The organism is Nonomuraea sp. NPDC059194 (assembly GCF_042754765.1).
Classification (GTDB): Bacteria; Actinomycetota; Actinomycetes; order Streptosporangiales; family Streptosporangiaceae; genus Nonomuraea.
Genome location: NZ_JBHZBH010000050.1, coordinates 1 through 20,526, shown reverse-complemented (window position 1 = coordinate 20,526; position 20,526 = coordinate 1). Strand labels below are relative to the sequence as shown.

Here is a 20,526-nt window from a genome sequence, read left to right as displayed (position 1 = left end):
TCTTCCCTACTTGGCGGCCTGGACCGGGATCGTGACCAGCAGCCTGTCGCGGTCATCCCTGATCTCGAAGGCGCGGATGGAGGCTTGGGGGGTCCTGCTCTCCACGGCGAAGACGGCCGCGCCCTCCTCGTAGTGGCTCTCGGTGAACTCCCACGGCTTGGTGCGCTCGCGCTCGCCACCCTTGCTCACCACGACCAGCGTGCACTCCGTGCCCGACGGGACGCCGCTGACCTGCACCTGGAGCGGCATACCCGGCGTCACGGTGACGGTGGCGTCGACCCCGTTGGAGCTGCCGTTGAACGCCCTTCCCTGGGCCTTGGCCGCCAGCGAATCCTGCCCGCTGGCCGAGGCGTCGGGGCTGGCCGAGGGGGCGTCGAAGACCTTGTTTCGGGCCTCAGCCGGGGCCCCGCCTCCCTCGTTCGACTGCTCCTTGGCGGGCGCCTCCCGAGCGGCGGTTGTCGTCGGCCCCACCTGCTGCGTTGAGGTCCAGACCGTGCCGCCCACCGCCAGCACGGCGACCGATGCCGCGAGCGCCAGCAGGATCCGCCCGCGCCTGTGGCGCTTCACCCGGTCGTTCAGCAGCCGGTCGAGCACCTCCCGAGGGGGGCTGGCGACCAGCGCCACGTCCTTCTCCGACACCTTCGCCAGGAACGAGGACACCCCTTCGAGCTCCATCAGCTCGTCGGTGCACGCCTCGCACGAGGCCAGGTGAACCTCGACCTCCAGCGCCTCGTCGGGGTCGAGCGCCCCGAGCGTGTAGGCGCCCAGCGACAGCCGTACCTCCTCGCACGTCATCACGGCGCCAGCCCCCGCTCTTCCAGGGCGAGCTTCAGCGCCCGCAGCGCGTAGTACGTCCGTGACTTGACGGTTCCGGCAGGGATGCCGAGCGTCTCCGCCGCCTCCTTCACCGATCGCCCCCGATAGTAGACCTCCAGCAGCACGTCACGGTGCTCGGGCCGCAGCGCGGCCAGCGCCTCGGCCACCGCCCACGACTCGACCGCCTTCTCGAGCTCGTCGTCGGCGGGGATGACGGCCAGGGCCTCGTCGCCCGTCTCCTGGGGCCTGGCCTTCCTGGCGCGGTGCTGGTCGACCACGAGATTGCGAGCCACTGTGAACAGCCATGCCCTGATCGGACGCCCTGAGACCGCCTCAGGATGCCGCCACGCCCGCAGCAGCGTCTCCTGCACGACATCCTCCGCTCGGCCAGGGTCCCCGGTCAGTCGCAGCACGTAACCGTAGAGCGGCCCCGCGTGCTCGTCGAAGAGGGTTCTGACGAGTTCCTCGTCGGCCGTGCCTGCTGGGCTCACCCCCTCATCACGTGCGGCACGCCGTACCGGTTCAAAGTCAGCCACGGAGAGGTACGTCACTTGCCTCGGCGGTGATCTCCAGCCCGGCCGGGACGACCTTCACGGACGTCACCTTCGCGCCGAACGGGAGCTTGCCCTTGAACGGGATCGTGTAGGACAGCATGCCGGAGGCCCTGGCCGGGATGCCGTTGACCTTCTCGGCCGTCACTTTGATGCCGCCGTCGACGACCTCGACCCGCATCTCGGCGTCGAACTTCACCTTGGTCACGCCGAGGTTGACCTCGCCGGAGGCGGTGATCGTGTCGCCCGTCCCGCCGACCTTCACCCCGCGCGGCGCGAATTTGTCGACGGTCGCGCGCGACAGCGTGCCCTGGACGCGCACCCGGCCCGCGACGATCCGCGCCCTGTTCTGGATGACGTCGGCCAGCGGCGCCGTGACGTCGTAGGCGGCGCCCCTCAGGTTCTTCACCTCGACAGAGTTGTAGGTCAGCGTGCCCAGGTCGAAGCGGACCTCCGGATAGCGGCCCGCGATCGCCTGGGTGAGGAACGGGATGCCCTCGATCGTCACGGTCGGTGTGCCGGACAGGTCGGAGGCGGCGGCGATCCTGTTGGCGATGTCGCGTTGCACTCCCGACACCGCCACCCTGTCCACGGCTACGAGCAGAACGATCAGCACGATCAGGAAGATGATCAGCTTGCGCATCGGGCTCCTTCGGGGGCGGTGCCTGGCGTTACTTTATCCTCCGGCGAAGGGGGGAAGGATCTCCACGACGGCGCCTTCGGGAAGGATCACCGAGGAATGCTCCCGTTTGCCGACCGGGTCGCCGTTCACCAGGAATGACGAGCGACGCACCACTGCGGCGAGTTCCTCACGATTCGCCGTGATTTTCCCCATGAGCCGGTCCAGCGTGTCGGCCTCGAAAGCCTCCTCGGCCACACCGGCCGCCTCCTTGGCCGCTGCCCAATAGCGAACTTTTCCGGTGGCCATAGCTACCTCACAATCAATTCCGTTCCATTGTGCGGGTTCGTTAACGAAGATGTTTCATGTGCCCGCCTGTTCACCAGGTGGACGCCACCTGGACGGTTCATTCACGTGGGTTATCCTCACCTACACGGGATCCGGGCGATGCAGCCCCCGGGTCCCACACGTGTTTGTACGGCACGCCACGGTCGGCAGACGCACAGGCCCTACCGGAGGAGTCGTAATGAGCAACCTGCTCCTGCTGACCAACGCCCTCGAACCGTCCGCCGAGGTCCTCCCCGCGCTCGGCCTGCTGCTCCACTCCGTCCGCGTCGCTCCGGCCGAGGCCTCCGCCCTCATCGACGCGCCACCGGCCGACGCCGTGCTCGTCGACGCCAGACGCGAACTGGTCCACGCCAAGAGCCTGTGCAGGCTGATCCGCACCACGGGCATCGACTGTCCACTCCTGGTGATCGTCACCGAGGGCGGCCTGGCGGCGATGAGCGCCGAGTGGGGCGTCGACGACGTCGTGCTCGACAGCGCGGGCCCGGCCGAGGTGGAGGCCCGCCTGCGCCTGGCCACCGGGCGGCTGAACATGGCGGGGGCCGACGAGGTCCCCGACGAGATCCGCAGCGGCGACCTGGCCATCGACGAGGCCACCTACACCGCCAGGCTGCGGGGGCGCGCGCTCGACCTGACGTTCAAGGAGTTCGAGCTGCTGAAGTACCTCGCGCAGCACCCCGGCAGGGTCTTCACCAGGGCGCAGCTACTGCAGGAGGTGTGGGGGTACGACTACTTCGGCGGCACCAGGACCGTGGACGTCCACGTGCGGCGCCTGCGCGCGAAACTGGGCCCCGAGTACGAGGCGCTGATCGGCACCGTGCGCAACGTCGGCTACCGCTTCGTTCCCGACCGCGGCGCGGCCGACACCGACAGCCCGGCCCACGTCTGACCCGAGCTCTCAGCCGAGGCTGACGCTTTCGAGCGTCGTCAGGCGGATGCCCTCGCCGGTGTGCACGGCCTGCGCGATCTCGGCGCAGGTGAGCTCCGCGAACCCGACCGTCAGGTCCACCCGCTCGTCGCACCAGGCGGCGATCCTCTCCGGCGCCCGCACCGGGCTCGCGAAATGGGCAAGGCTGACGTACCAGATGTCACGCTCCCAGCCCTCGAAGGCGCCCAGCTCCCCCAGCTCGTGCGCGAAGCGCTTCTGCAGCGTGACGAGCGTGTCGTCGGCCGGGACGCCCCAGGCCAGCACCCCGCCGTGGTGCGGGCTCACCCCGCGCAGCTCCAGCCGCACGGGCGGCAGGCCCTCGGCCGCCGCCGCGAGCGCCGCCCCGTAGCGGCCGCGGTCGGTGACCTCCAGCCGGTACGGCTCGAGCGCGCGCAGCGTCACGTGCAGCGCGTCCGTGCCGTGGACCCAGTGACCCTGGCCCACCACGGACGCGAGCTCGCCCGCCAGCTCGGCCAGCCGTTCGAGCACCGGGCCCGCGGGCCGCAGGACCGCCGTCGCGCCCCACCGCCTGGAGCCCTCCACGGGAGGCTGGTCGTAGGTGGTCCTGCCGCCGAGCAGCGCCGCCCGGCCCTTCGCGAAGAACGCCGGGAACCGCGACATCAGTCGAGCAGGTCGGATTCGAGCAGGCCCATCATGATCACGTCGTGCCACGTGCCGTCGCGGCGGAAGGCCTCGCGGGCCTTGCCCTCCTCGACGAAGCCCACCTTCTCGTAGACCCGCCGCGCTCCGGCGTTCGCCTCCACCACCCACAGCGTGATCCGGTGCAGGCGCATCTGGTCGAACCCGTACCTGCAGATCAGCCGCGTGGCCTCGGTGGCGTACCCGCGGCCCCACGTGTCCTTCTCGCCGAGGTAGATGTCGAGCTCGGCGTCGCCGGTCTCCGGCTCGGCGTCGCGGAGCCCTACGAGACCGATGAGCCTGCCCTCGTCGAGCGTCTCCACGCCGAGCAGCACCCTCTCGAAGGAGTTGCGGTCGCGGGCCTCGTGGCGGGCGACGAGCTGGGCGAGCGACTCGGGATAGCCGCTGTCCAGCCAGCGCATCACCTCAGGGTCGCTGTTCCATCGCCAGAGCGCCTCGGCGTCGCCCGGCTCCATGGGACGGAGGCGGACGCGGGTTCCGTTGAGCATGAGGGGTAGCCGATCAGGTCGGACCGAGGGCCCGCAACCGAATAAACCGGGCGGGATTATTGGGCGGGCCCTCGGCGGGAGGTGGGGCGTCAGTCCACGACCGTGATGCGGTTGGTCGCGGGCGGGGCGACGGGGCTGTGCCTGCCCAGGTAGTCGACGAAGGCGTCGATGTCGAGCGGGCCGCTCCACAGGTCCGTGCCGTTCTTGAACTCGGCGAAGGCGTCACCGCCGCCGACGAGGAAGTTGTTCACCGCGACGCGGATCGACTGGGTGTCGGTCACCGGCACGCCGTCGATCTTCATGTCCGACACCTTCGAGCCCCACGCGGCGCTCTTGCTGTAGGTGTAGGTGAAGTTCGACGACGGCTGGAGGATCTTGGTGAACGCCTGGTTGTTTGGCCCGCCGACGAACTGCTGCTCCAGAGCCGTCTTGAGCTGGGCGCCGGTCAGCGTGATCACCTGGGTGAGGTTGTTGAAAGGCTGCACCGTGAAGGCTTCACCGTAAGTGACCTTCCCGTCACCCTCACCCGCCGGGGAGCTCGGGTAGTTCAGCGGAGCGCGCACGCCGCCGGGGTTCATGAACGCGATCTGCGCGTTGCCGCCGGTCCTGGTGGCCTCGAGCTGGCTGTCGGCGATCAGGTTGCCGAGCGGCAGCTCGCCCGAGGGGGCGGCGACGTTGCCGATCTCCGCGCTGATCGTGCCGACCTGCTTGTTCGCGATCGCCGCGCTGGCCTCCTTCCACTTCTTCACCGTGTCCGCGACCTGCCGGTCCTCGGCGATGTCGCGGGTGACGACGTGGTTGCCCGCCACGACGGAGGACCGGACGACGTCACCCGAGCGCCGGTCGACCTGGAAGTCGATCTGGGTGACGACGCGGCCGAAGGAGGAGCCCTGCGTGTAGACGCGCGGCTGGCCCGCGGGGTCGTCGGCCTTGCAGATGTAGGCCTGGTGGGAGTGGCCGCTGACGATCATGTCGATCTGCGGGTCGAGGCCGTTGGCGATGCGCGAGCCGTTGCCGGGGGTGACCGAGCAGGCGCTCGGGTCCTGGTTCGGCTTGATCTGGTCGCCCTCGTGCACCAGCACGACCTGCGCCTTGACGCCCCGGCGGGCCAGTTGCCTGGACACCTTGTTGGCCGCGGCGACCTCTTCGGTGAACTTCAGGCCCTGGATGCCGCTGGAGGAGACGATCGTCGGCGTGGTGGCCGTCACCAGCCCGATGAAGCCGACCTTGACGCCGTTGATCCGCTTGATGAAGTACGGCGGGAGCGCGTACCTGTCGTTGCGCTCCTTCAGCACGTTCGCGCCGAGGAAGTCGAAGTCGGTGCCGCGCCACGGGCCGTCGGGAGAGCAGCCGTCGACCGGGTGGCAGCCGCCCCGCATCAGGCGCTTCAGCTCGGTGTAGCCCTCGTCGAACTCGTGGTTGCCCGCGGAGGAGGCCTTCAGCCCCATCTGGCCGAGCACCTGGAGGGTCGGCTCGTCGTGGTAGGCGGCCGAGATCAGCGGCGAGGCGCCGATCAGGTCACCGGCCGCCACCAGCATGGTGTTGCGGTCGGAGCGCTGCTTGAGGTGGGCGGCCAGGTAGGCGGCGCCTCCTGCGATGGAGTACTTGCCGCCGACGACGCCGGTCAGCTTGCCGTCGGCGTCGACCAGGGGACCGTTCGGGTCGAGGATGCGGCTGCTGGACCCGCTCGGCGGCTCCAGGTTGCCGTGGAGGTCGTTGATCGTCAGCAGGCGGACGGGAACCGTCCGCTCGGGCCTGGCCGCGTCGGCGGGCCCCGCCACGAGCGTTAACCCGCCCAGGCCGACGGCGCCCGCGACGACGAGCGGGAGGAAGGAGCGAGAGGTCATGCCTGCAGACGTTACGGCGGCAAACTATGCAGGAGACGTCTGAAAGGTAACGATTCGTCGGACCCCCGCATGGCGTTATTTGCCAGTACGCCGCCTAGAGTTCGATCTATGACTGTGCGCGTGGTCGAGCGGGGACGGCTCGATGACCAGGAAATAGCCGATGTGTTGGCAGTCGTTGAGGCGGCGACCGAGGCCGACGGGGTCCGGCCGCTCAACGAGCACGTGATGCTCCACCTCCGCTACGGCGGCGACGAACGGGCCCGCTCGCTGCTGCTCTACGCGGACGGCACGCTGGTCGGCTACGCCCACGTGGACCCGACGGACGAGGTCGAGGGGCCGAGCGGCGAACTGGTCGTCCACCCGGCCTTCCGCCGCAAGGGGTACGGCAGGACGTTGCTGCGTGCCGTACTGGATGCCGCGGGGGGGCGGCTGCGGCTGTGGGCCCACGGTGACCACACGGGAGCGGCCGCCCTGGCGGCCTCGCTCGGCTTCGAGCGGATGCGGTCGCTGTGGCAGATGCGCCGCTCCCTGTTCGCGCCCCTCGCTGACTCCCCCATGCCCGGCGGGGTACGGCTGCGCACGTTCGTGCCGGACCAGGACGAGGAGGCGTGGCTCAAGGTGAACGCCGCCGCGTTCGCAAACCACCCCGAGCAGGGCGCGTGGACGCTGGAGGACGTACGGCGGCGGGAGGGCGAGCCGTGGTTCGACCCGTCCGGATTTTTCCTGGCTTTTCGTGATGCGCGGCTGGTGGGCTTCCACTGGACGAAGATCCACGGATCCTCCGCACAGGAGGAACACGGCCACGAGCCGCTCGGCGAGGTCTACGTCGTGGGCGTCGACCCCTCCCAGCAGGGCACCGGCCTGGGCAAGGCGCTCACCATCGCCGGCCTGCGGCACCTGCGCTCGCATGGCCTCGCCCAGGCGATGCTCTACGTGGACGAGGCCAACACGGCGGCCATCAGGCTGTACGAGTCCCTCGGGTTCAACCGGTGGGACGTCGACGTGATGTACGCGGCTACCGCTCGATGAGGGCGTGCAGCCCGTAGTAGGACAGCGCGGCCACCAGCGCGGCCGCGGGGATCGTGAGGATCCACGCGGTCACGATGTTGCCGGCCACGCCCCACCGCACGGCCGACAGCCGCTTGGTGGCGCCCACACCCATGATCGCGCTGGTGATCGTGTGCGTGGTGGAGATGGGGGCGCCGAAGCCGATCGCCGCGACGTACAGCACGGTCGAGGCGGCGGACTCCGCCGCGAAACCCTGCGGCGGGTCGAGAGCGATGATCCGGCGGCCCAGCGTGCGCATGATGCGCCAGCCTCCGGCGTACGTGCCCAGCGAGATCGCACCGGCCGCCGCCAGGATCACCCACTGCGGGATCGAGTCCGTGGGACTGGCGTAGCCGCCGACCACCAGCGCCAGGAAGATCACGCCCATGGTCTTCTGCGCGTCCTGCAGGCCGTGCCCGAGCGCCATCGCGGCGGCCGAGACGGTCTGCGCGTAACGGAAGCCCCTGTTGGTGCGTCCCGGTTGCGCGTTCCTGAAGATCCAGTAGATTGCGATCATGATTCCGGCGGCGAGCGAGAAGCCGACCAGGGGCGACAGGATCATCGGGATGACGACCTTCTCCATCACCCCGTCCCAGTGGACCACGCTGGCCGAGGCGAGCGCGGACCCGACCAGGCCGCCGATGAGCGCGTGACTCGACGAGGAAGGCAGACCGAAATACCAGGTGACGAGGTTCCAGGTGATCGCGCCGATGAGTCCGGCGGCCACGATGACCAGGCCGTGCGTCCCCTCAGGGGCGTCGATGATGCCCTTGCCGACGGTCTGCGCGACCTGGGTGCCCAGGTGCGCGCCGATGAAGTTCATCGCCGCAGCCAGGAACAGCGCCGCGCGTGGGGTGAGCGCGCGGGTTGACACCGACGTCGCGATGGCGTTCGCCGCGTCGTGGAAGCCGTTGGTGTAGTCGAACACCAACGCCACGACCACCACGCCGATGACGAGGGCGAGCGTGAGGTCCACTTAGCTTTCCTTGACCGCGATCGACTCGACCGTGTTCGCCACGTGCTCGAACGCGTCCGCGGCCTCCTCCAGGCGGTCGATGACCTCCTTCATCTTCATGACGGTGAGCGCGTCGTACTCACCGCTGAAGAGCTTGGCCAGCAGCTTCCTGTAGACCTGGTCACCCTGGTTCTCCAGGCGGTTGACCTCGATCCAGTACTCGTTGAGGTTCTTCATCGAGCGCAGCCGCGGCATCGCCTCCGCGGTCAGCTCCGCCGCCCGCTCCAACACCTCCACCTGACGCACGACGTCCTTCGGCAGGTGGTCGATCTTGTAAAGGACGATGAGGTCGGAAGCCTCTTCCATGGCGTCCATCACGTCGTCAAGGTTCGAGGCGAGACGGTAGATGTCCTCGCGGTCGAAAGGCGTGATGAAGCTCTCATTCAGCCGGTTCATGATCGCATGAGTGCGTTCGTCACCGGCGTGCTCGCAGGCGCGCATCTTCTCGGCCAGCGCTTCCCTGTCCGAGCCGTCACTGATGATCTCCACCAGCAAACGTGATGCCGTGACCAGGTTGTTCGCGGAGTCCGCGAACAGGTCGTAGTAGCTGTCCTCACGAGGCGTGAGACGCAGGCGCACGTCGTTCTCCAGATGTGCGGGGATGGTCCGCAGAGAAGGGTACGGGTTACCAGCGGAAATGCGAACTTCATGGTGCGCAAACCCACTCTTCTCCTTCTCGCTACCCCCCGTTTGATCTGCGACACCGGCTTCGGGGGTAGTTTGGAGCCCATTTTCCTCATGACCGCTTTGCCGTGGTTGGCGGCGTTTTCTGGGGGTGCGGCGGGTTGTCGGGGGGGCGTCGCGGGGGGTGTCGCGCCTGCCGGGGGCGCCCAGGTAGATTTTCGGACCGTGGGGCACGGATGCGGCATCGGTGCCCGTTCCCGTGCCTCTCAAGCGGTGACCGAAACCGCCCGCGCCTTCCCTTAGATGGAGGTCGACAGAGCCCTCGCCTGCCCGCGCCGCGCGACTCAACCGGGGGTCGACACAGACCCGTCCCCCCGCCTCGCTCCCGTCTGCACCTTCTCAGCGGAGGCCGACTGGCTCCGCTGGCTCCGCTGGCTCCGCTGGCTCCGCTGGCCCGCTGGCCCCGCTGGAACGACGCACCCGATACGGGCCGACCACTCCACTGCCCTCACGGGGACACGCCGTTTCCGCCCCTGCGCCCGACGCCCCCTCCACACCGAGGGCTCCCTCCACGCAGCGCTCGCTCCACCCCGAGGCCCGCTCGGCCCCCAGGCCCGCTCAGCACCCAGGCCCGCTCGGCACCCGGGCCCGCTCAAGGCCGGGCCGCCCCCCACGAGAGATCGGCCACGCGAAGGCCGACCTCTGCCGTCAGACGGCCGTCCGGTGAAAGTTCCTGAACGACCGAGAGGGCGTCGGCCCACGCTGCCCCTGGTAGCGGGAGCCGTACTTCGACGACCCATACGGATGCTCCGCCGGCGAGCTCAACCGGAACATGCACAACTGCCCGATCTTCATCCCCGGCCACAACTTGATCGGCAACGTGGCCACATTGGACAGCTCCAACGTCACGTGCCCCGAGAAGCCGGGATCGATGAACCCCGCCGTCGAATGCGTCAGCAACCCCAGCCTGCCCAGCGAGCTCTTCCCCTCCAGCCGGCTCGCCAGATCGTCGGGCAGCGTGATCACCTCATACGTGCTGGCCAGCACGAACTCCCCCGGGTGCAGGATGAACGGCTCATCCCCCTCCGGCTCCACCTGCCGAGTAAGATCAGGCTGCTCGACCGCGGGATCGATGTGCGGGTACCGGTGGTTCTCGAACACCCTGAAGTACCGGTCGAGCCGCACGTCGACGCTGGACGGTTGGATCATCTCCTTGTCGAACGGGTCAAGCTTGACACGCCCGGACTCGATCTCGGCAAGGATGTCTCTGTCAGAAAGCAGCACGCTGAGCAACTTACCTTGTGCCACGGGAAACTCGGTGGGCTCGGGGTTGCTGAAGTGCGCCGGATTTCCGCTACAGTGGTTGGCGCGGCTCCGGCCGATGCGGGTGTAGTTCAATGGCAGAACATCAGCTTCCCAAGCTGACAGCGCGGGTTCGATTCCCGTCACCCGCTCCACACACGAAAGCCCAGGTCGGAAGCGGTTTCCGGAACCTGGGCTTTGATCTTGTTAAGGCTGGTTGATCTTCCCGTGCCATTAGTGTGCCATTAGGCTTGTGGATCATCCGGTGGGTATCAGCAGGTCGGGCGGGTCATCCTCGTCGCTCTCGTCTTGATCACGTGCCAGATCGCGTGCCCGTTCGTGCCCGATCAGGTGCTTGTCGATCGCTTCGGTGATGACCTTGTCGGCACCTCTGACCGCGTGCTGATAGATCATCGCCGCTCTGACGTTGTCGTGCCCCATCCTGGTCATCAGGTCCTTGAGGCCAGCGCCGGAGCCCGCCGCGAACATGTTGCCGGTGTGCCGAAGGTCATGGACATGCAGGTTCGGAACCCCGATGGACCGTACGGCTTCCGCCCAGCCCGCGAGCCGGTTGAAGCCACTCCGCCTCATGGGACCGCCCTTGATTCCCGCGAAGAGCAGGGCGGTTGACTCGGGCTTCACGTAGATCTTGAGGTGCTCGCGGAGTGCCGGGATGATCGCCTGCGGTATGCCGACCACACGCTTGCCCGCCTTGGACTTGGGCGGCCCGAGAACGAGTTCGCCCGTCGAGCGCTCTACGAAGGCGACCCGGACGCGGACCGTTCCCGCATCGAGGTCGAGGTCATCTCGGGTCAGCGCGGTGATCTCGCCCCACCGCAGGCTCGCGAAGGTCGCGAGGAGGATGAAGGCCCGGTAGCGCCGATCATGGAGGCAGTCGGACTTTCCCTCGTCGATCATGCGCCACAGTGCCCGCTCAGCCTCAGCCCTCGTCGGGAAGACCTCCGGGTGGGTGCGCATCTCCCCATGACGCCGGAATCGAACACGGTACCCCTCCCCCTTCTTGAGGCCCCGGATGTTGCCGATTGGACGACGTCCGACCTTGTCGGCCAACTCGAAGACCTGCCCCACGGAGAGCACGGGCCGTTCCTCCGACTTCTCGTCACCGGCCCCACGGATGCGGCAGGGGTTGCGCTGGAGAATGTGGTCATCTTCGGTCGCGGTCATCAGTACGGCCCGCAGCAGCCGGTACGCCTTGGCCGCCATGCTCACTGAAACACCATTGGCGAGCAGGTCGGCCCGCCACTGCCGAATCATCGCCGTCGAGAGCTTCCCGAGCTGGACCTTTCCGAGGTACGGCGTGATGTGCTTCTTGAGCAGCCATTTGTAGAGATCGATTGTCCGAGGACGGAGGCCCGCACGCTGGTCGATCCAGGTTGCCGAATACTCGGCGAGCTTGATCTTGGCGCGCTCGGGATCGGTCCAGGTGCCGGAGAGGATCTTTCCTTCCACGAGCGTGAGCGCTCTGTCCGCGTCGCCCTTGCGTTCGTAAGTCTCCTCCCCCGTGCGCATGCGTCCATCGGGTCCGGGATAGCGGATCTGGTATCGCCCCGAGGGAAGCTGACGGATGTTGCCGAAACGGCGGTGGTTGTCCTTGTTAGCCATCAGGAGGCCCTTCTCATGGGTGGGACGGTGCCATCGATGACGAAGGCGACCAGGGCGGTTTCACGGATGCGGACGTGCCGCCCGACCTTCACGAACTCGATACGGCGTTCGGCGATCAGTCGGCGGACGAAGCGGGTGGAGGTGTGGAGCGACTCGGCGGCCTCATCGACGGTGAAGAGTTGATCCATGTCAGGCCGCCTCTCCAGTTGCCGAAAGATCTTGGCCGCTGGCTCTGGCTTCCAGCTCGCGGAGGTGCGCCCGCCAGCGCTGACGTTCGGCCACGGAGCGGAGGAGGCGGACGCCGATCGGGTCGATGTCGGGGTCACCGGCTCGTACTGGTCGCCAGACGAAGCGGTGCGGGTCCGGGATCTCGTCGGGTTCGCCGAGGGCCTCCATGACCCAGGTGCGGCGGTCGGCCTTGTGCTCTGCCAGCGTCTTGTTCGACCACTTGCGGGAGACCAGGACGCGGCGACCGGCGTAGCCGAGGTGTTCGGGCTTGTGGGCCTTGGAGCGGCAGCAGCCGGGGACCATGCCTGCCTTGGCGCCCTTGGGCTGCACGCCGTACCGGAGCCAGTTCGGGCAGGTGGGTGAGCAGGGTTCGTAGCGGAGGGCGTCGGCGAAGCGGGCCGCGTGGGTGGAGCGTCCTTCGGCGGTATCGCCGAGACTCTTGGTCAGGTATTTGGACAGGTAGCGGATGCACTGGTCGGCATCCTTGGAGCCCGCGAGCACGCCCTTGACGTCCACCTGGTCGCCGAACCTGATCACGTGCGAGGGCTCGTCAAGCTGGTCGATCGCCTCATCCCAGGTGGGCAGGTACTCCCCGGTGTTCGGGTCGAGGTAGCCGTCTTCGGCCCAGACCGGCTCGAAGTCCACCGGCTCGTCAGCCGAGGGCCACCACACCTGGTGGTAGGTCGCGGCGGCTATCTGCTTGATCTCCGCGCGCGGGAGCGTTCCACGGATCGCCATGTGCAGGTGCGGAGCGAGCCTCTTCTGCGGCTCCACGGTCGCGAAGTACTGCACGTCATAGCCCGCCACCCGGCGAAGGTTCTGCACGAACCGATCCACGAGCTTGGAGAAGTGCAGGGCATCACGAGCAGCCCTTGCGTAGTCGTAGGACTCCGGATCGACCGGAGACCCGTTGTTGACCTTGCCGTAGGACGGGAGGGTGAGGGTGACGAAGAGCGAGGGCCGGTAGCCGTTGTAGGTCCGCCCGAGCGTGGTGTTCTCCATCTTGCGCCTGGGCAGGTCGGGAGCGTCCTGGCGGCGTTTGGTCGAGCGGGACCGCCGCGCGGAGGTCCGGCCGAGAACGTTGCCCCGCATTCCAGCCTCGTTGATCTCGATGTCGAGCCCGGTCAGGATCGCGTCCAAATCGGCGGTGTCCTTACCGGCCTTCACCGCTTGGTCCCGCTGCGCCTGCATGTCAGCCCGGAACTCGACAAGCCAGGTCTGTTCGTCGGTGGCCTCGTCGGGCGTGATGATCGGTTCGTGGTCGAGGTGCCAGCCTTCCCGGCACTGGGCCATGCGGAGCTGCTTGTTCCGCTTGGCGCAGCTCGGGCACTTGCTCTCCAGCGGTGAGCCGCAGGGCACATCAACGACCTCGGTCTTGCCGGTGGTCGTGTCGAGCCGCTTGAGGGCGATGGGCCGGATGCAGACGCCGTGAAGCTTGGCGATCTCTTCGGCCACGTCGCGAGCGAGCGGCTGAGCCATGCGGATGGCGCGTGGAGTCTTGCGGTCGGTCATGCGGACCTCCTTTCGTCGGGGACGGTGAGAGCGGCCGAGCCGCATTCGATGCACTCGACCAGGGCGCGGACGGGGTCGAGCCATAGGGCGTCGAACGCGCCGCAGTCGGAGCAGCGGAGCCCGTCGAGGAAGTGGGCGAGGCTCACGCGGCCTCCTTGAACTGGGCGACCATGTCGCGGATGTCGGCATCGGTGACGTAGGCGGCTCGGACGCGGATGGGTTCGGGGCTGGTTTCGAGGCGCATGTACGCGATGCCAGCTCCCAGCTCCGGGATAGGCGAGATGTGGTCGGCGAGTGCGCCCCGGTCCCGTGCGCCGTCGCCGAGGACCATGTCCACCTGTTCGGATTCGTCGAGACGGAGAGCGATCTTGTCCGGAAAGAGATTGCGAATGTTCATGACCTCCTTGCGAGGGTCCTGAAGCGCGGCCATCACGCCGACACCGACCGAACGGCCCTGGGTGGCGAGGGTGGCCAGGGCGGCGGAGATGCGTTGCCGGAGTTGCTTGTCGGGTTGGTAGGCGGTCAGGAACGCCACCTCGTCGACGAGTACCAGGACGAACGGGTCTTCCACGGTCGGGACATGGGAGCGCTGGAGCCCGGAGAACCGAGCCGCGCGCTTCTGCATAACGCTGACGGCCTCGTCGAGCAGGTCGGCGCAGTCCGCAGGGTCAGCGGCGTACCGGCCCTGGAACAGCTCTCGCCCGAACGAGAGCTCCATCAGCTTGGGGTCCAGCGCCCAGATCTCAACCAGGCCCGCTTGCATCGCGGGGAGCAGGCCACGGATGGTGTCCCAGAGGAAGGAGCCCTTGCCGGCCCCTGTCGCCCCGGCGATCAGGACATGGGTGCCGTGGACCTTGAGCTTGAGGGGCTTGCCGTCCTCCTGCTTGCCGATCTCGACCGGTCCGACAGTCGGTGTGATGGGGATGGGGAGGGCCGGGATCGGGGCGGCGAGCGGGTCGGAGCGCGGGAAGGTCAGCACGAGCCGACCGCCCTTCACGAGCACCACGCGGCAGCTCGTCACGCCGAAGCCGTGGGCGAGGTTGTCGGTCTTGTCGGTCCAGTCCTTGACCGCCTGGCCCTTGAGCATCTTCACCGTGATGCGGTCGGCCCAGCCGTCGCAGGTGACCTTGACCAGCCGGGGCAGGTACTCGCGGCCATGCACGCGCTTGGCCAGTCCGGACACATCCATGACCGACTGCCAGTGACGCCGGTAGGTGGACATGAGCCGCCACCAAGCCAGCAGCCGGAACCCGGCGATCTTCTGGAACGAGTCGCGGTCGACGAAGGCCCAGCCGGTGAGGGCCAGGAGCACGACGCCGAACACACTCGCTGCGAGCGGCCAGCCGTACAGAGTCCAGATCACACCGAGGGCGACCGGAAAGGCGACCGCGACCGGGTGACGGTAGGTGGTGCGGACCAGCGCCGCGGCGAAGCGCCAGCCGTACACGATGAAGGTGATGAGGGCCGGGGTCTGGACCACGGCCGGTTTGAAGACCACCGCCGTGTCGGGGGTGGTCGAGACGATGCGGTGCGGCTCGTCGCCGGGCATCCTCTTGAACATTAGGCTGGATTCCTTCCAAGCATGTGGTGTGCGCGGGAGATCAAGGGGCCGCGGGAAGTTGGCGCTTCCGGCGGCCCCGCCGTACATCAGGCCGCCTCGTTCTTGGCGGCGGAGTGCAGTCGCTCGCAGTCGGCCAGGTAGCGAGCGGCGGCGTTGAAGAGGTCTCGGGCGATCGTGAGGTCCTGGTCGGTAACCGGCCCCGCCGTCGAGACGGTGACCGTCGCCTCCGAGGTGGACAGGTCGAAGTACGGCTTGCCGTTCTCGCCCACACAGGAGTGAGCGCGCAGCTCGACCGTGTGGAACGAGACGCCCACCCGCGACGGTTCGCCGGGACGCATCGAGAGCGTGAGGTAGGTGTACGGGTCGAGGGCCATCAGCCCGCCACCCCCAGCCCGTTGGGCAGACCGTGGAACATGCGCTCCACCGCCTGAGCGAACTTCTCCGCCTCACGGGCCAGAGACCGCGCGAACTCGACGTCGTCGAGCGTCACGTGATCGCCCGCCGAGGTGGTGACGAGCACCTGAGTACCGCCGAAGATCAGCCCCAGGACCGGCGACCGCTGCGGGTACGGATGGTTGAGCACCTCCGCACCGGTCCCGACCCTGAGGTTGATCATGCTGGCGGGATGAGCCTTGCGCCGCGCCATCAGGCCGCATCCTTCGCGACCGGAGCGGGCTTGCCAGGGCCAGCCGTACGGGGAGCCCGCATCTCACGGACCTTGATCGAGTAGGCCAGCCGTCCGCTTCCGTTGACGTACGGCGTGGCGGTGACGTGGTCGAACTCGACCGGGGTGAACGGCAGCCCCGGCATCGGAGCCGGAGGAACCGGCTGCACCGGACTGAGGATCTTGACCGAGACGGTCTTCTGCGCGGCCTTGACGGTCGGGTCGGCGTCCATGACCGAGACCTGCCAGACGAGCTCACTCGTCTGCTTGTCGCGTGCCTGGACGAAGCGCCCGTTCGTCGAGGCGTCGAAGTCCTTGACGGGCTCGACCTCCCCGACGATGTAGCAGCCGTGCGGGAAGACCATGTCGAACGTGACGGGGATGGGTCCTTGCAGTGCCATGAGGCACACTCCTTAATCTGTTGTCTTGTCGCTAACTCGTCTTGTCGAGTTGCCATGAAGGTACCCACCTTTCGAGCACTCGACAACACAAGTTGGCGAGGTAATTTCAAGATCTTTTAGCAATCTGGGCAAATGCATAAAAACGGCATTGCCACAAAGCGGGCAATCGGATTTAATGCCGCTAACTTCTCGTGATCTCCATCGCGTGCAGGGGATCACGTGGCAGTCATGCCGAATGGGACCGTGCAAGGAGTGCGAGATCTCAAAACGCCGCTTTGACCTGAACCACGCTCGCGACATGGCAATCCGCCCCAGCGGACAGGAAGACCCGCCCATCGAACCGCCCCGCAGCTCAGGCGGTTACAGCGACAACCTCGCCCGGGCCAGAGCACGAAGCAGGGCAATGGCAAGGCACCGGCTCACCCAGAAGGAGGAACGCCAACTCCTCCAGAACCGCTATCGGGAACAAGCCAGGAGAAAAGCGGAGGAATACCGTCGAAACGGTTTATAGCGAGTAGGCGTCTTCCAGCTCGTGAAGGTCTCCGGGGAGCACCAGGTCCACCACGAGGACCGGGTTTCCGCCGCCATTGAAGACGCTTGCGAGCACGCCGAGAACCGGCGAGGTCTTGCGCAGTTCGAGCGCCTTGGCCTCGTCGGTCGAGGGTTGCCTAGCGCTCAGCCGTTCAACAACGTGTTGCAGCTTGACGCTCTTGGCACGGTGAAGCTGCTGGCGGATGCCTGTGGTGAGGAGTTCAGGGGACTCCAGGCCGGAGCCTGAAACCGCTGCCCAGATGGTCACGAGGTCGGTTGGCCGGTCGGCGTCGCGGAAGAGGACGCTTCGCCGTACCACCTCAGTGCCCTCGGGGACGTCGAGCAGCTTCGCGATTGGGGCGGGGGCGGGGGCCGTACCGGCGAAGAAGAGTGAGGCGTTCTCGTCGGCCTCAACGCGGTCCAGGACGGCGCGGCCCGGACGGGTGCTCTCCTGCTCTGTCGCGGGAGGAGCCGACTTCACGAAGGATCCCTTGCCGTGTTCGCGCTCGATGAAGCCGCGGAGCTGAAGGACCTGGAGTGCTCTGACCACGGTGGGACGGCTGACGTGGAAGTCGCGGACTAGCTGCGTCTCTGACGGCAGCAGCGACCCAGGCGGATAGGTACCGTCCGCGATCTTCTGGCGAATCGCCGTGACGATCTGGGCGTACTTCGGGGGTGCGAACTCTTCAGACGACATGACGACCATCCAACAACTCGACTTGTCGGCAAGCCTAGTTGGGGATGACGCTTCTGTCTGCTACCCGGAAGGGAAGAGACGGCGGACATGGTGACTGCGCTTCACCATGTCCGCCGCCGGTCCCGAGGCGCGACGACATGAGACACCCGGAGTCGATCACGCCGCCGCGCCCGCCTATCGGGCCTGGCCGTCGAGAAGTGCCCTCCAGACGGATTCCGCCTCCCTGACCGACCACCTATAGGTCTCGTGAACCTCGTTGCCGCGGGTTCGCCTGATGTAGGCGACGCCCGCCGCATGGCACAGCTCGTAGAACGGCCTGCGGCAATCGCAGGTCCAGGCGACCACGCGAACCCGGTCTTCAGCGCGGTACGGCGGACGCCACACGAGGCACATGTGATCGGGATGGGGTGCGGACACGTGTGGGCTCAAGCACCAGGAGATCACTGTCACAACGCCGCCCGTCCCGTGCCGTCGCAGCGCCAGCAGGCAGCCCGCTGCCGCTCGTCGGCCTTCGTGTCGCCGGGATTCTCAGCGGCCACCACGGAACGGCGAAGGCTCACGTACTTCCAGCCCCGCCCCGAGCAGGAGACACATCGCGCAGTCATGCAGCGAGGATTGCCCGGTCGGGTGTCACGTCTCGACCACCCATGAGTGCCGTCTCTGATCATCTGGTCTCTGTTCGTCTCGTCTTTGTCTCCTCCGAGCCCGTCTCCGTCGCTAACCTGGGGGAACAAGGCACCCCAGCCCGAGGCGCGGATCATGACCGACCAGCAGATCCTGTTGAAGACGCTCTTGAAGCAACGCCACTGGCAGACGTACAGCACGTTCTGCAAGGAGTACGACAAGGCGGCCAAGAAGGTCGATCCCTCGTTGCAAGGTGGATGGCCCAGCCGCGCACAGCTCCACCGCTGGTTGACCGGGGAGCTCAAGGGCCTGCCCTACTCCGATCACTGCCGCGTGTTGGAGGCGATGTTCCCCGGCCGTTCCGCGCACGAGTTGTTCTCGGCGAACGGTGTCGAGGTGCCCGCGCCCCGGACCGAACCGGAGCCAACCAGAAGCGCCGGCCCCTTGCCCGAGGTCTGCGCCGTGCCGCAGTTGGCCGACGTGTGCGCCGTGTTCAGCAGCAGGGCCGCCTTCTCCTCCGCCTACCCGGCCTCGACGCTGTTCGACCGCGCGAAGGAGATCAACGCCGCAGGGCTGTCGCTCAACGTGATCTGCCAGAGCTACCCGGACCACCAGCTCAAGCGCTTGTTGGAGACCGGCACCAGGATTCGCTGTCTGTTCCTCGATCCGCAAGGCAAGGCCATCCGTGATCGTGAGGCCGAGGAGTGCTACACAGACGGAACGCTGACGACGTTGACAGCGCTCAACATCAGCATGTTGACCAGGCTGCGTCACCGGCTCGATCCCGAGTCAGCTCAGCGTCTTGAGCTGCACGTCTACGACGAGACGATTCGCTTCAACATCCTTCTCGTCGATCGGGGGCTCTGCGTCGTCCAGCCGTACCTGCCGCAGGCGCGCGGAGTCGACTCGCCTACGCTCGTGATCACCGACAACACTGCCGCGGACGGGTTGTTTCCTGTCTTCGACCAGGTGTTCACCTCGATGTGGGAGCGGAGCAGACCCGTATGACCATCGACACCCGGACCCTCCTCCCGATCGCCGAACACGCCGCCTCCATCGCCAGCGAGATCATCCGCACCAAGGCCCCCGGCGTCGTCACCACCAAGGGTGATCGGGATATGGCCACCGAAGTGGACTACGCCGTCGAACACGCCCTACGAGAGTTTCTGTCCAGTGAAACGCCCGACATCGGATTTCTCGGGGAGGAGGAGGGCGTCAGCCGTACCGGCAAGGGTCTGATGTGGGCAGTGGACCCCGTGGACGGGACGGCGAACTTCCTTCACGGCATCCCGCTCTGCGGCGTCTCCCTGGGCCTGGTCGACAAGGACATGCCCATCCTCGGAGTGATCGACCTGCCGTTCCTCAGCACCCGCTACACCGCCGCCGAAGGAGTAGGCGCCCAAGCCAACGGGACCGAGATCCGCGTCAGCGACACCCGCGATCTTGACGCAGCCATCGTGTCCATCGGCGATTACGCCGTGGGCAACAACGCGGAGGAGCGAAACCGCCCTCGTCTCGCCCTCACCCACGAGCTTGCCGCCCGTGTCCAACGAGTCCGAATGTACGGCTCAGCCGCGGTCGATCTGGCGTGGGTCGCGCACGGCAAGACAGACGCATGCATCATGCTCAGCAACAACCCGTGGGACACCGCTGCGGGTGTGCTCATCGCCCGTGAAGCCGGGGCCGCAGTCGTTGACATCGACGGGTCACTGCACTCGATGGGCGCCAGAGCGACGATCGCAACCGCACCGAAGCTCGTGGCTGATCTCGTCGAGCTCATCGCCGAGGCGCAAAAGGACGCACGGAGGTATGGCCACGCCCGGTAAGTCTCCCTACAAGTCCCCGGGAGTGGAGTAGTAGCCAGGGGCGGCTATGAGGATCGAATGAAAGTAACGGCCGTCCTCGTCATCTGGGGACTCTGGGACGAAAGGCCGCCAGAGCCCGACCACGAGATCGGGGGCGATCATGGACCCTCCACCGTCTTCGATCTCCACGCGCGTCCGCTGCCTGAAAAGCTCGATGAGGTCGTCGGCTGCGGTGGTGAAGATGTCAACGCCGAGGCAGGTCACAACATCGTCGGCACCTGGTTCGGGGCGCCAGATCTCTACGGCCTCGACAAGCCCGCGCGTACTTGGAGCTGCTGAGATCGTCATCCCGGAAGCGAAGTGAGCGAATCCCCTGGTAGGAACCACCGAGTTGCCGGTGGAGAGAAAGCCCTGCATGCCGTAGAGGATCGACTCCGCTTCGTCGATCGGCATACCGATCCTGATCGGCCCAGCCGAATGCGGCGGCTCAAGCACCAAATGCATCTGATCTCTCCAACACAGGTCACACGGGCATTGGGCCAGTGTCTGAACTCACTTGATGCTTGACGCTTTGGCCTCGGATGATGCTTGACACTCCTAGCCGATCTTTCGCTTCTTAGTATGCGCCTGGGACTTGA

25 protein-coding genes and 1 tRNA gene are annotated in these 20,526 nt (G+C 67.1%); 5 read left to right on the top strand and 21 right to left on the bottom strand.

The window, feature by feature from the left end; all coding sequences use genetic code 11:
* Positions 1–6: 6 nt before the first annotated feature.
* From ACFXJ8_RS38445 to ACFXJ8_RS38430, 4 genes are read right to left on the bottom strand one after another with little or no spacing between them, the layout of a single operon-like run.
* Positions 7–795: an anti-sigma factor family protein gene (locus ACFXJ8_RS38445; RefSeq protein ID WP_379649680.1), complete on the bottom strand. Its 789-nt coding sequence runs from the start codon at positions 793–795 to the stop codon at positions 7–9.
* Positions 795–1,307: a sigma-70 family RNA polymerase sigma factor gene (locus ACFXJ8_RS38440; RefSeq protein WP_354914188.1), complete on the bottom strand. Its 513-nt coding sequence runs from the start codon at positions 1,305–1,307 to the stop codon at positions 795–797. Before ACFXJ8_RS38440 ends, ACFXJ8_RS38445 begins: the two co-directional genes overlap by 1 nt.
* A gap of 37 nt (positions 1,308–1,344) precedes the next feature.
* Positions 1,345–2,010 (bottom strand): DUF2993 domain-containing protein, encoded by a 666-nt coding sequence (locus tag ACFXJ8_RS38435; RefSeq protein WP_379649606.1) that lies wholly within the window; start codon positions 2,008–2,010, stop codon positions 1,345–1,347.
* Between the two features lie 33 nt (positions 2,011–2,043).
* Positions 2,044–2,295 carry a MoaD/ThiS family protein gene (locus tag ACFXJ8_RS38430; RefSeq protein ID WP_379649604.1) on the bottom strand — a complete coding sequence of 84 codons (252 nt, stop codon included), beginning with the start codon at positions 2,293–2,295 and terminating at the stop codon, positions 2,044–2,046.
* 217 nt (positions 2,296–2,512) lie between these two features.
* On the opposite strand from ACFXJ8_RS38430, the gene ACFXJ8_RS38425 reads away from it, so the two are divergent.
* A complete protein-coding gene (locus ACFXJ8_RS38425; RefSeq protein WP_379649602.1) occupies positions 2,513–3,220 on the top strand; it encodes a response regulator transcription factor in 708 nt (235 codons plus the stop codon).
* Between the two features lie 9 nt (positions 3,221–3,229).
* Here ACFXJ8_RS38425 and ACFXJ8_RS38420 read toward each other — a convergent pair whose 3' ends face one another.
* From ACFXJ8_RS38420 to ACFXJ8_RS38410, 3 genes are all read right to left on the bottom strand, one after another.
* Positions 3,230–3,880: a 2'-5' RNA ligase family protein gene (locus ACFXJ8_RS38420; RefSeq protein ID WP_379649600.1), complete on the bottom strand. Its 651-nt coding sequence runs from the start codon at positions 3,878–3,880 to the stop codon at positions 3,230–3,232.
* A complete protein-coding gene (locus ACFXJ8_RS38415; protein ID WP_379649598.1) occupies positions 3,880–4,407 on the bottom strand; it encodes a GNAT family N-acetyltransferase in 528 nt (175 codons plus the stop codon). The genes ACFXJ8_RS38420 and ACFXJ8_RS38415 overlap by 1 nt, the downstream gene beginning before the upstream one ends.
* A gap of 89 nt (positions 4,408–4,496) precedes the next feature.
* Positions 4,497–6,254: a bifunctional metallophosphatase/5'-nucleotidase gene (locus ACFXJ8_RS38410; RefSeq protein WP_379649596.1), complete on the bottom strand. Its 1,758-nt coding sequence runs from the start codon at positions 6,252–6,254 to the stop codon at positions 4,497–4,499.
* 108 nt (positions 6,255–6,362) lie between these two features.
* Between ACFXJ8_RS38410 and mshD the strand changes: the two genes are divergently transcribed.
* The gene (mshD, locus tag ACFXJ8_RS38405; RefSeq protein ID WP_379649595.1) at positions 6,363–7,283 is read left to right on the top strand and encodes a mycothiol synthase; all 921 of its coding nucleotides are present in this window, start codon (positions 6,363–6,365) and stop codon (positions 7,281–7,283) included.
* Here mshD and ACFXJ8_RS38400 read toward each other — a convergent pair.
* The 3 genes from ACFXJ8_RS38400 to dcd all read right to left on the bottom strand — a co-directional run bounded on the left by ACFXJ8_RS38400 (position 7,270) and on the right by dcd (position 10,224).
* Entirely contained in the window at positions 7,270–8,277 is a 1,008-nt protein-coding gene (locus ACFXJ8_RS38400; protein WP_379649593.1) for an anion permease, read from the bottom strand. The two genes, mshD and ACFXJ8_RS38400, sit on opposite strands and share 14 nt — an antisense overlap.
* A complete protein-coding gene (locus ACFXJ8_RS38395; RefSeq protein WP_354914137.1) occupies positions 8,278–8,895 on the bottom strand; it encodes a DUF47 family protein in 618 nt (205 codons plus the stop codon). It abuts the gene before it with no gap.
* 753 nt (positions 8,896–9,648) lie between these two features.
* The gene (dcd, locus tag ACFXJ8_RS38390; RefSeq protein ID WP_379649591.1) at positions 9,649–10,224 is read right to left on the bottom strand and encodes a dCTP deaminase; all 576 of its coding nucleotides are present in this window, start codon (positions 10,222–10,224) and stop codon (positions 9,649–9,651) included.
* A gap of 99 nt (positions 10,225–10,323) precedes the next feature.
* On the opposite strand from dcd, the gene ACFXJ8_RS38385 reads away from it, so the two are divergent.
* Positions 10,324–10,397 (top strand) — tRNA-Gly (locus ACFXJ8_RS38385).
* Between the two features lie 103 nt (positions 10,398–10,500).
* Here ACFXJ8_RS38385 and ACFXJ8_RS38380 read toward each other — a convergent pair.
* From ACFXJ8_RS38380 to ACFXJ8_RS38335, 10 genes are all read right to left on the bottom strand, one after another.
* Complete coding sequence (locus ACFXJ8_RS38380) at positions 10,501–11,865, bottom strand: tyrosine-type recombinase/integrase (protein WP_379649589.1); 1,365 nt, start codon at positions 11,863–11,865, stop codon at positions 10,501–10,503.
* Complete coding sequence (locus tag ACFXJ8_RS38375; RefSeq protein ID WP_364035368.1) at positions 11,865–12,053, bottom strand: excisionase family DNA-binding protein; 189 nt, start codon at positions 12,051–12,053, stop codon at positions 11,865–11,867. The genes ACFXJ8_RS38380 and ACFXJ8_RS38375 overlap by 1 nt, the downstream gene beginning before the upstream one ends.
* A 1-nt stretch (position 12,054) precedes the next feature.
* Entirely contained in the window at positions 12,055–13,605 is a 1,551-nt protein-coding gene (locus ACFXJ8_RS38370) for a replication initiator (protein ID WP_379649587.1), read from the bottom strand.
* Positions 13,602–13,751: a hypothetical protein gene (locus tag ACFXJ8_RS38365; RefSeq protein ID WP_379649585.1), complete on the bottom strand. Its 150-nt coding sequence runs from the start codon at positions 13,749–13,751 to the stop codon at positions 13,602–13,604. Before ACFXJ8_RS38365 ends, ACFXJ8_RS38370 begins: the two co-directional genes overlap by 4 nt.
* Positions 13,748–15,166, bottom strand: coding sequence for an FtsK/SpoIIIE domain-containing protein (locus tag ACFXJ8_RS38360; protein WP_379649583.1), 1,419 nt, complete (start codon positions 15,164–15,166; stop codon positions 13,748–13,750). The genes ACFXJ8_RS38365 and ACFXJ8_RS38360 overlap by 4 nt, the downstream gene beginning before the upstream one ends.
* Positions 15,167–15,252: 86 nt before the next feature.
* Positions 15,253–15,540: a hypothetical protein gene (locus ACFXJ8_RS38355; protein WP_379649581.1), complete on the bottom strand. Its 288-nt coding sequence runs from the start codon at positions 15,538–15,540 to the stop codon at positions 15,253–15,255.
* Positions 15,540–15,812, bottom strand: coding sequence for a hypothetical protein (locus tag ACFXJ8_RS38350; RefSeq protein WP_379649579.1), 273 nt, complete (start codon positions 15,810–15,812; stop codon positions 15,540–15,542). Before ACFXJ8_RS38350 ends, ACFXJ8_RS38355 begins: the two co-directional genes overlap by 1 nt.
* Positions 15,812–16,231, bottom strand: a complete 420-nt coding sequence (locus tag ACFXJ8_RS38345; protein ID WP_379649577.1) for a plasmid replication, integration and excision activator — start codon at positions 16,229–16,231, stop codon at positions 15,812–15,814. Before ACFXJ8_RS38345 ends, ACFXJ8_RS38350 begins: the two co-directional genes overlap by 1 nt.
* Positions 16,232–16,736: 505 nt before the next feature.
* The gene (locus ACFXJ8_RS38340) at positions 16,737–17,468 is read right to left on the bottom strand and encodes a GntR family transcriptional regulator (RefSeq protein WP_379649576.1); all 732 of its coding nucleotides are present in this window, start codon (positions 17,466–17,468) and stop codon (positions 16,737–16,739) included.
* A gap of 437 nt (positions 17,469–17,905) precedes the next feature.
* Positions 17,906–18,064: a hypothetical protein gene (locus ACFXJ8_RS38335; RefSeq protein WP_379649574.1), complete on the bottom strand. Its 159-nt coding sequence runs from the start codon at positions 18,062–18,064 to the stop codon at positions 17,906–17,908.
* A gap of 154 nt (positions 18,065–18,218) precedes the next feature.
* Here ACFXJ8_RS38335 and ACFXJ8_RS38330 point away from each other — a divergent pair, with 154 nt between their 5' ends.
* Both ACFXJ8_RS38330 and ACFXJ8_RS38325 read left to right on the top strand, forming a co-directional pair.
* Complete coding sequence (locus tag ACFXJ8_RS38330; RefSeq protein WP_379649572.1) at positions 18,219–19,091, top strand: DUF5919 domain-containing protein; 873 nt, start codon at positions 18,219–18,221, stop codon at positions 19,089–19,091.
* Positions 19,088–19,909, top strand: a complete 822-nt coding sequence (locus tag ACFXJ8_RS38325) for an inositol monophosphatase family protein (RefSeq protein WP_379649570.1) — start codon at positions 19,088–19,090, stop codon at positions 19,907–19,909. Before ACFXJ8_RS38330 ends, ACFXJ8_RS38325 begins: the two co-directional genes overlap by 4 nt.
* Positions 19,910–19,915: 6 nt before the next feature.
* On the opposite strand, the gene ACFXJ8_RS38320 is transcribed toward ACFXJ8_RS38325, so the two are convergent.
* Complete coding sequence (locus ACFXJ8_RS38320) at positions 19,916–20,341, bottom strand: hypothetical protein (protein WP_379649568.1); 426 nt, start codon at positions 20,339–20,341, stop codon at positions 19,916–19,918.
* Positions 20,342–20,526: the final 185 nt, after the last annotated feature.

Coding starts and splice junctions, on each gene's coding strand:
- ACFXJ8_RS38445 (WP_379649680.1), bottom strand. CDS start 795: ATGACGTGCGAGGAGGTACGGCTGTCGCTGGGCGCCTACACGCTCGGG.
- ACFXJ8_RS38435 (WP_379649606.1), bottom strand. CDS start 2,010: ATGCGCAAGCTGATCATCTTCCTGATCGTGCTGATCGTTCTGCTCGTA.
- ACFXJ8_RS38430 (WP_379649604.1), bottom strand. CDS start 2,295: ATGGCCACCGGAAAAGTTCGCTATTGGGCAGCGGCCAAGGAGGCGGCC.
- ACFXJ8_RS38425 (WP_379649602.1), top strand. CDS start 2,513: ATGAGCAACCTGCTCCTGCTGACCAACGCCCTCGAACCGTCCGCCGAG.
- ACFXJ8_RS38420 (WP_379649600.1), bottom strand. CDS start 3,880: ATGTCGCGGTTCCCGGCGTTCTTCGCGAAGGGCCGGGCGGCGCTGCTC.
- ACFXJ8_RS38415 (WP_379649598.1), bottom strand. CDS start 4,407: ATGCTCAACGGAACCCGCGTCCGCCTCCGTCCCATGGAGCCGGGCGAC.
- ACFXJ8_RS38410 (WP_379649596.1), bottom strand. CDS start 6,254: ATGACCTCTCGCTCCTTCCTCCCGCTCGTCGTCGCGGGCGCCGTCGGC.
- mshD (WP_379649595.1), top strand. CDS start 6,363: ATGACTGTGCGCGTGGTCGAGCGGGGACGGCTCGATGACCAGGAAATA.
- ACFXJ8_RS38380 (WP_379649589.1), bottom strand. CDS start 11,865: ATGGCTAACAAGGACAACCACCGCCGTTTCGGCAACATCCGTCAGCTT.
- ACFXJ8_RS38375 (WP_364035368.1), bottom strand. CDS start 12,053: ATGGATCAACTCTTCACCGTCGATGAGGCCGCCGAGTCGCTCCACACC.
- ACFXJ8_RS38370 (WP_379649587.1), bottom strand. CDS start 13,605: ATGACCGACCGCAAGACTCCACGCGCCATCCGCATGGCTCAGCCGCTC.
- ACFXJ8_RS38360 (WP_379649583.1), bottom strand. CDS start 15,166: ATGTTCAAGAGGATGCCCGGCGACGAGCCGCACCGCATCGTCTCGACC.
- ACFXJ8_RS38355 (WP_379649581.1), bottom strand. CDS start 15,540: ATGGCCCTCGACCCGTACACCTACCTCACGCTCTCGATGCGTCCCGGC.
- ACFXJ8_RS38350 (WP_379649579.1), bottom strand. CDS start 15,812: ATGGCGCGGCGCAAGGCTCATCCCGCCAGCATGATCAACCTCAGGGTC.
- ACFXJ8_RS38345 (WP_379649577.1), bottom strand. CDS start 16,231: ATGGCACTGCAAGGACCCATCCCCGTCACGTTCGACATGGTCTTCCCG.
- ACFXJ8_RS38340 (WP_379649576.1), bottom strand. CDS start 17,468: ATGGTCGTCATGTCGTCTGAAGAGTTCGCACCCCCGAAGTACGCCCAG.
- ACFXJ8_RS38335 (WP_379649574.1), bottom strand. CDS start 18,064: ATGACTGCGCGATGTGTCTCCTGCTCGGGGCGGGGCTGGAAGTACGTG.
- ACFXJ8_RS38330 (WP_379649572.1), top strand. CDS start 18,219: ATGACCGACCAGCAGATCCTGTTGAAGACGCTCTTGAAGCAACGCCAC.
- ACFXJ8_RS38325 (WP_379649570.1), top strand. CDS start 19,088: ATGACCATCGACACCCGGACCCTCCTCCCGATCGCCGAACACGCCGCC.
- ACFXJ8_RS38320 (WP_379649568.1), bottom strand. CDS start 20,341: ATGCCGATCGACGAAGCGGAGTCGATCCTCTACGGCATGCAGGGCTTT.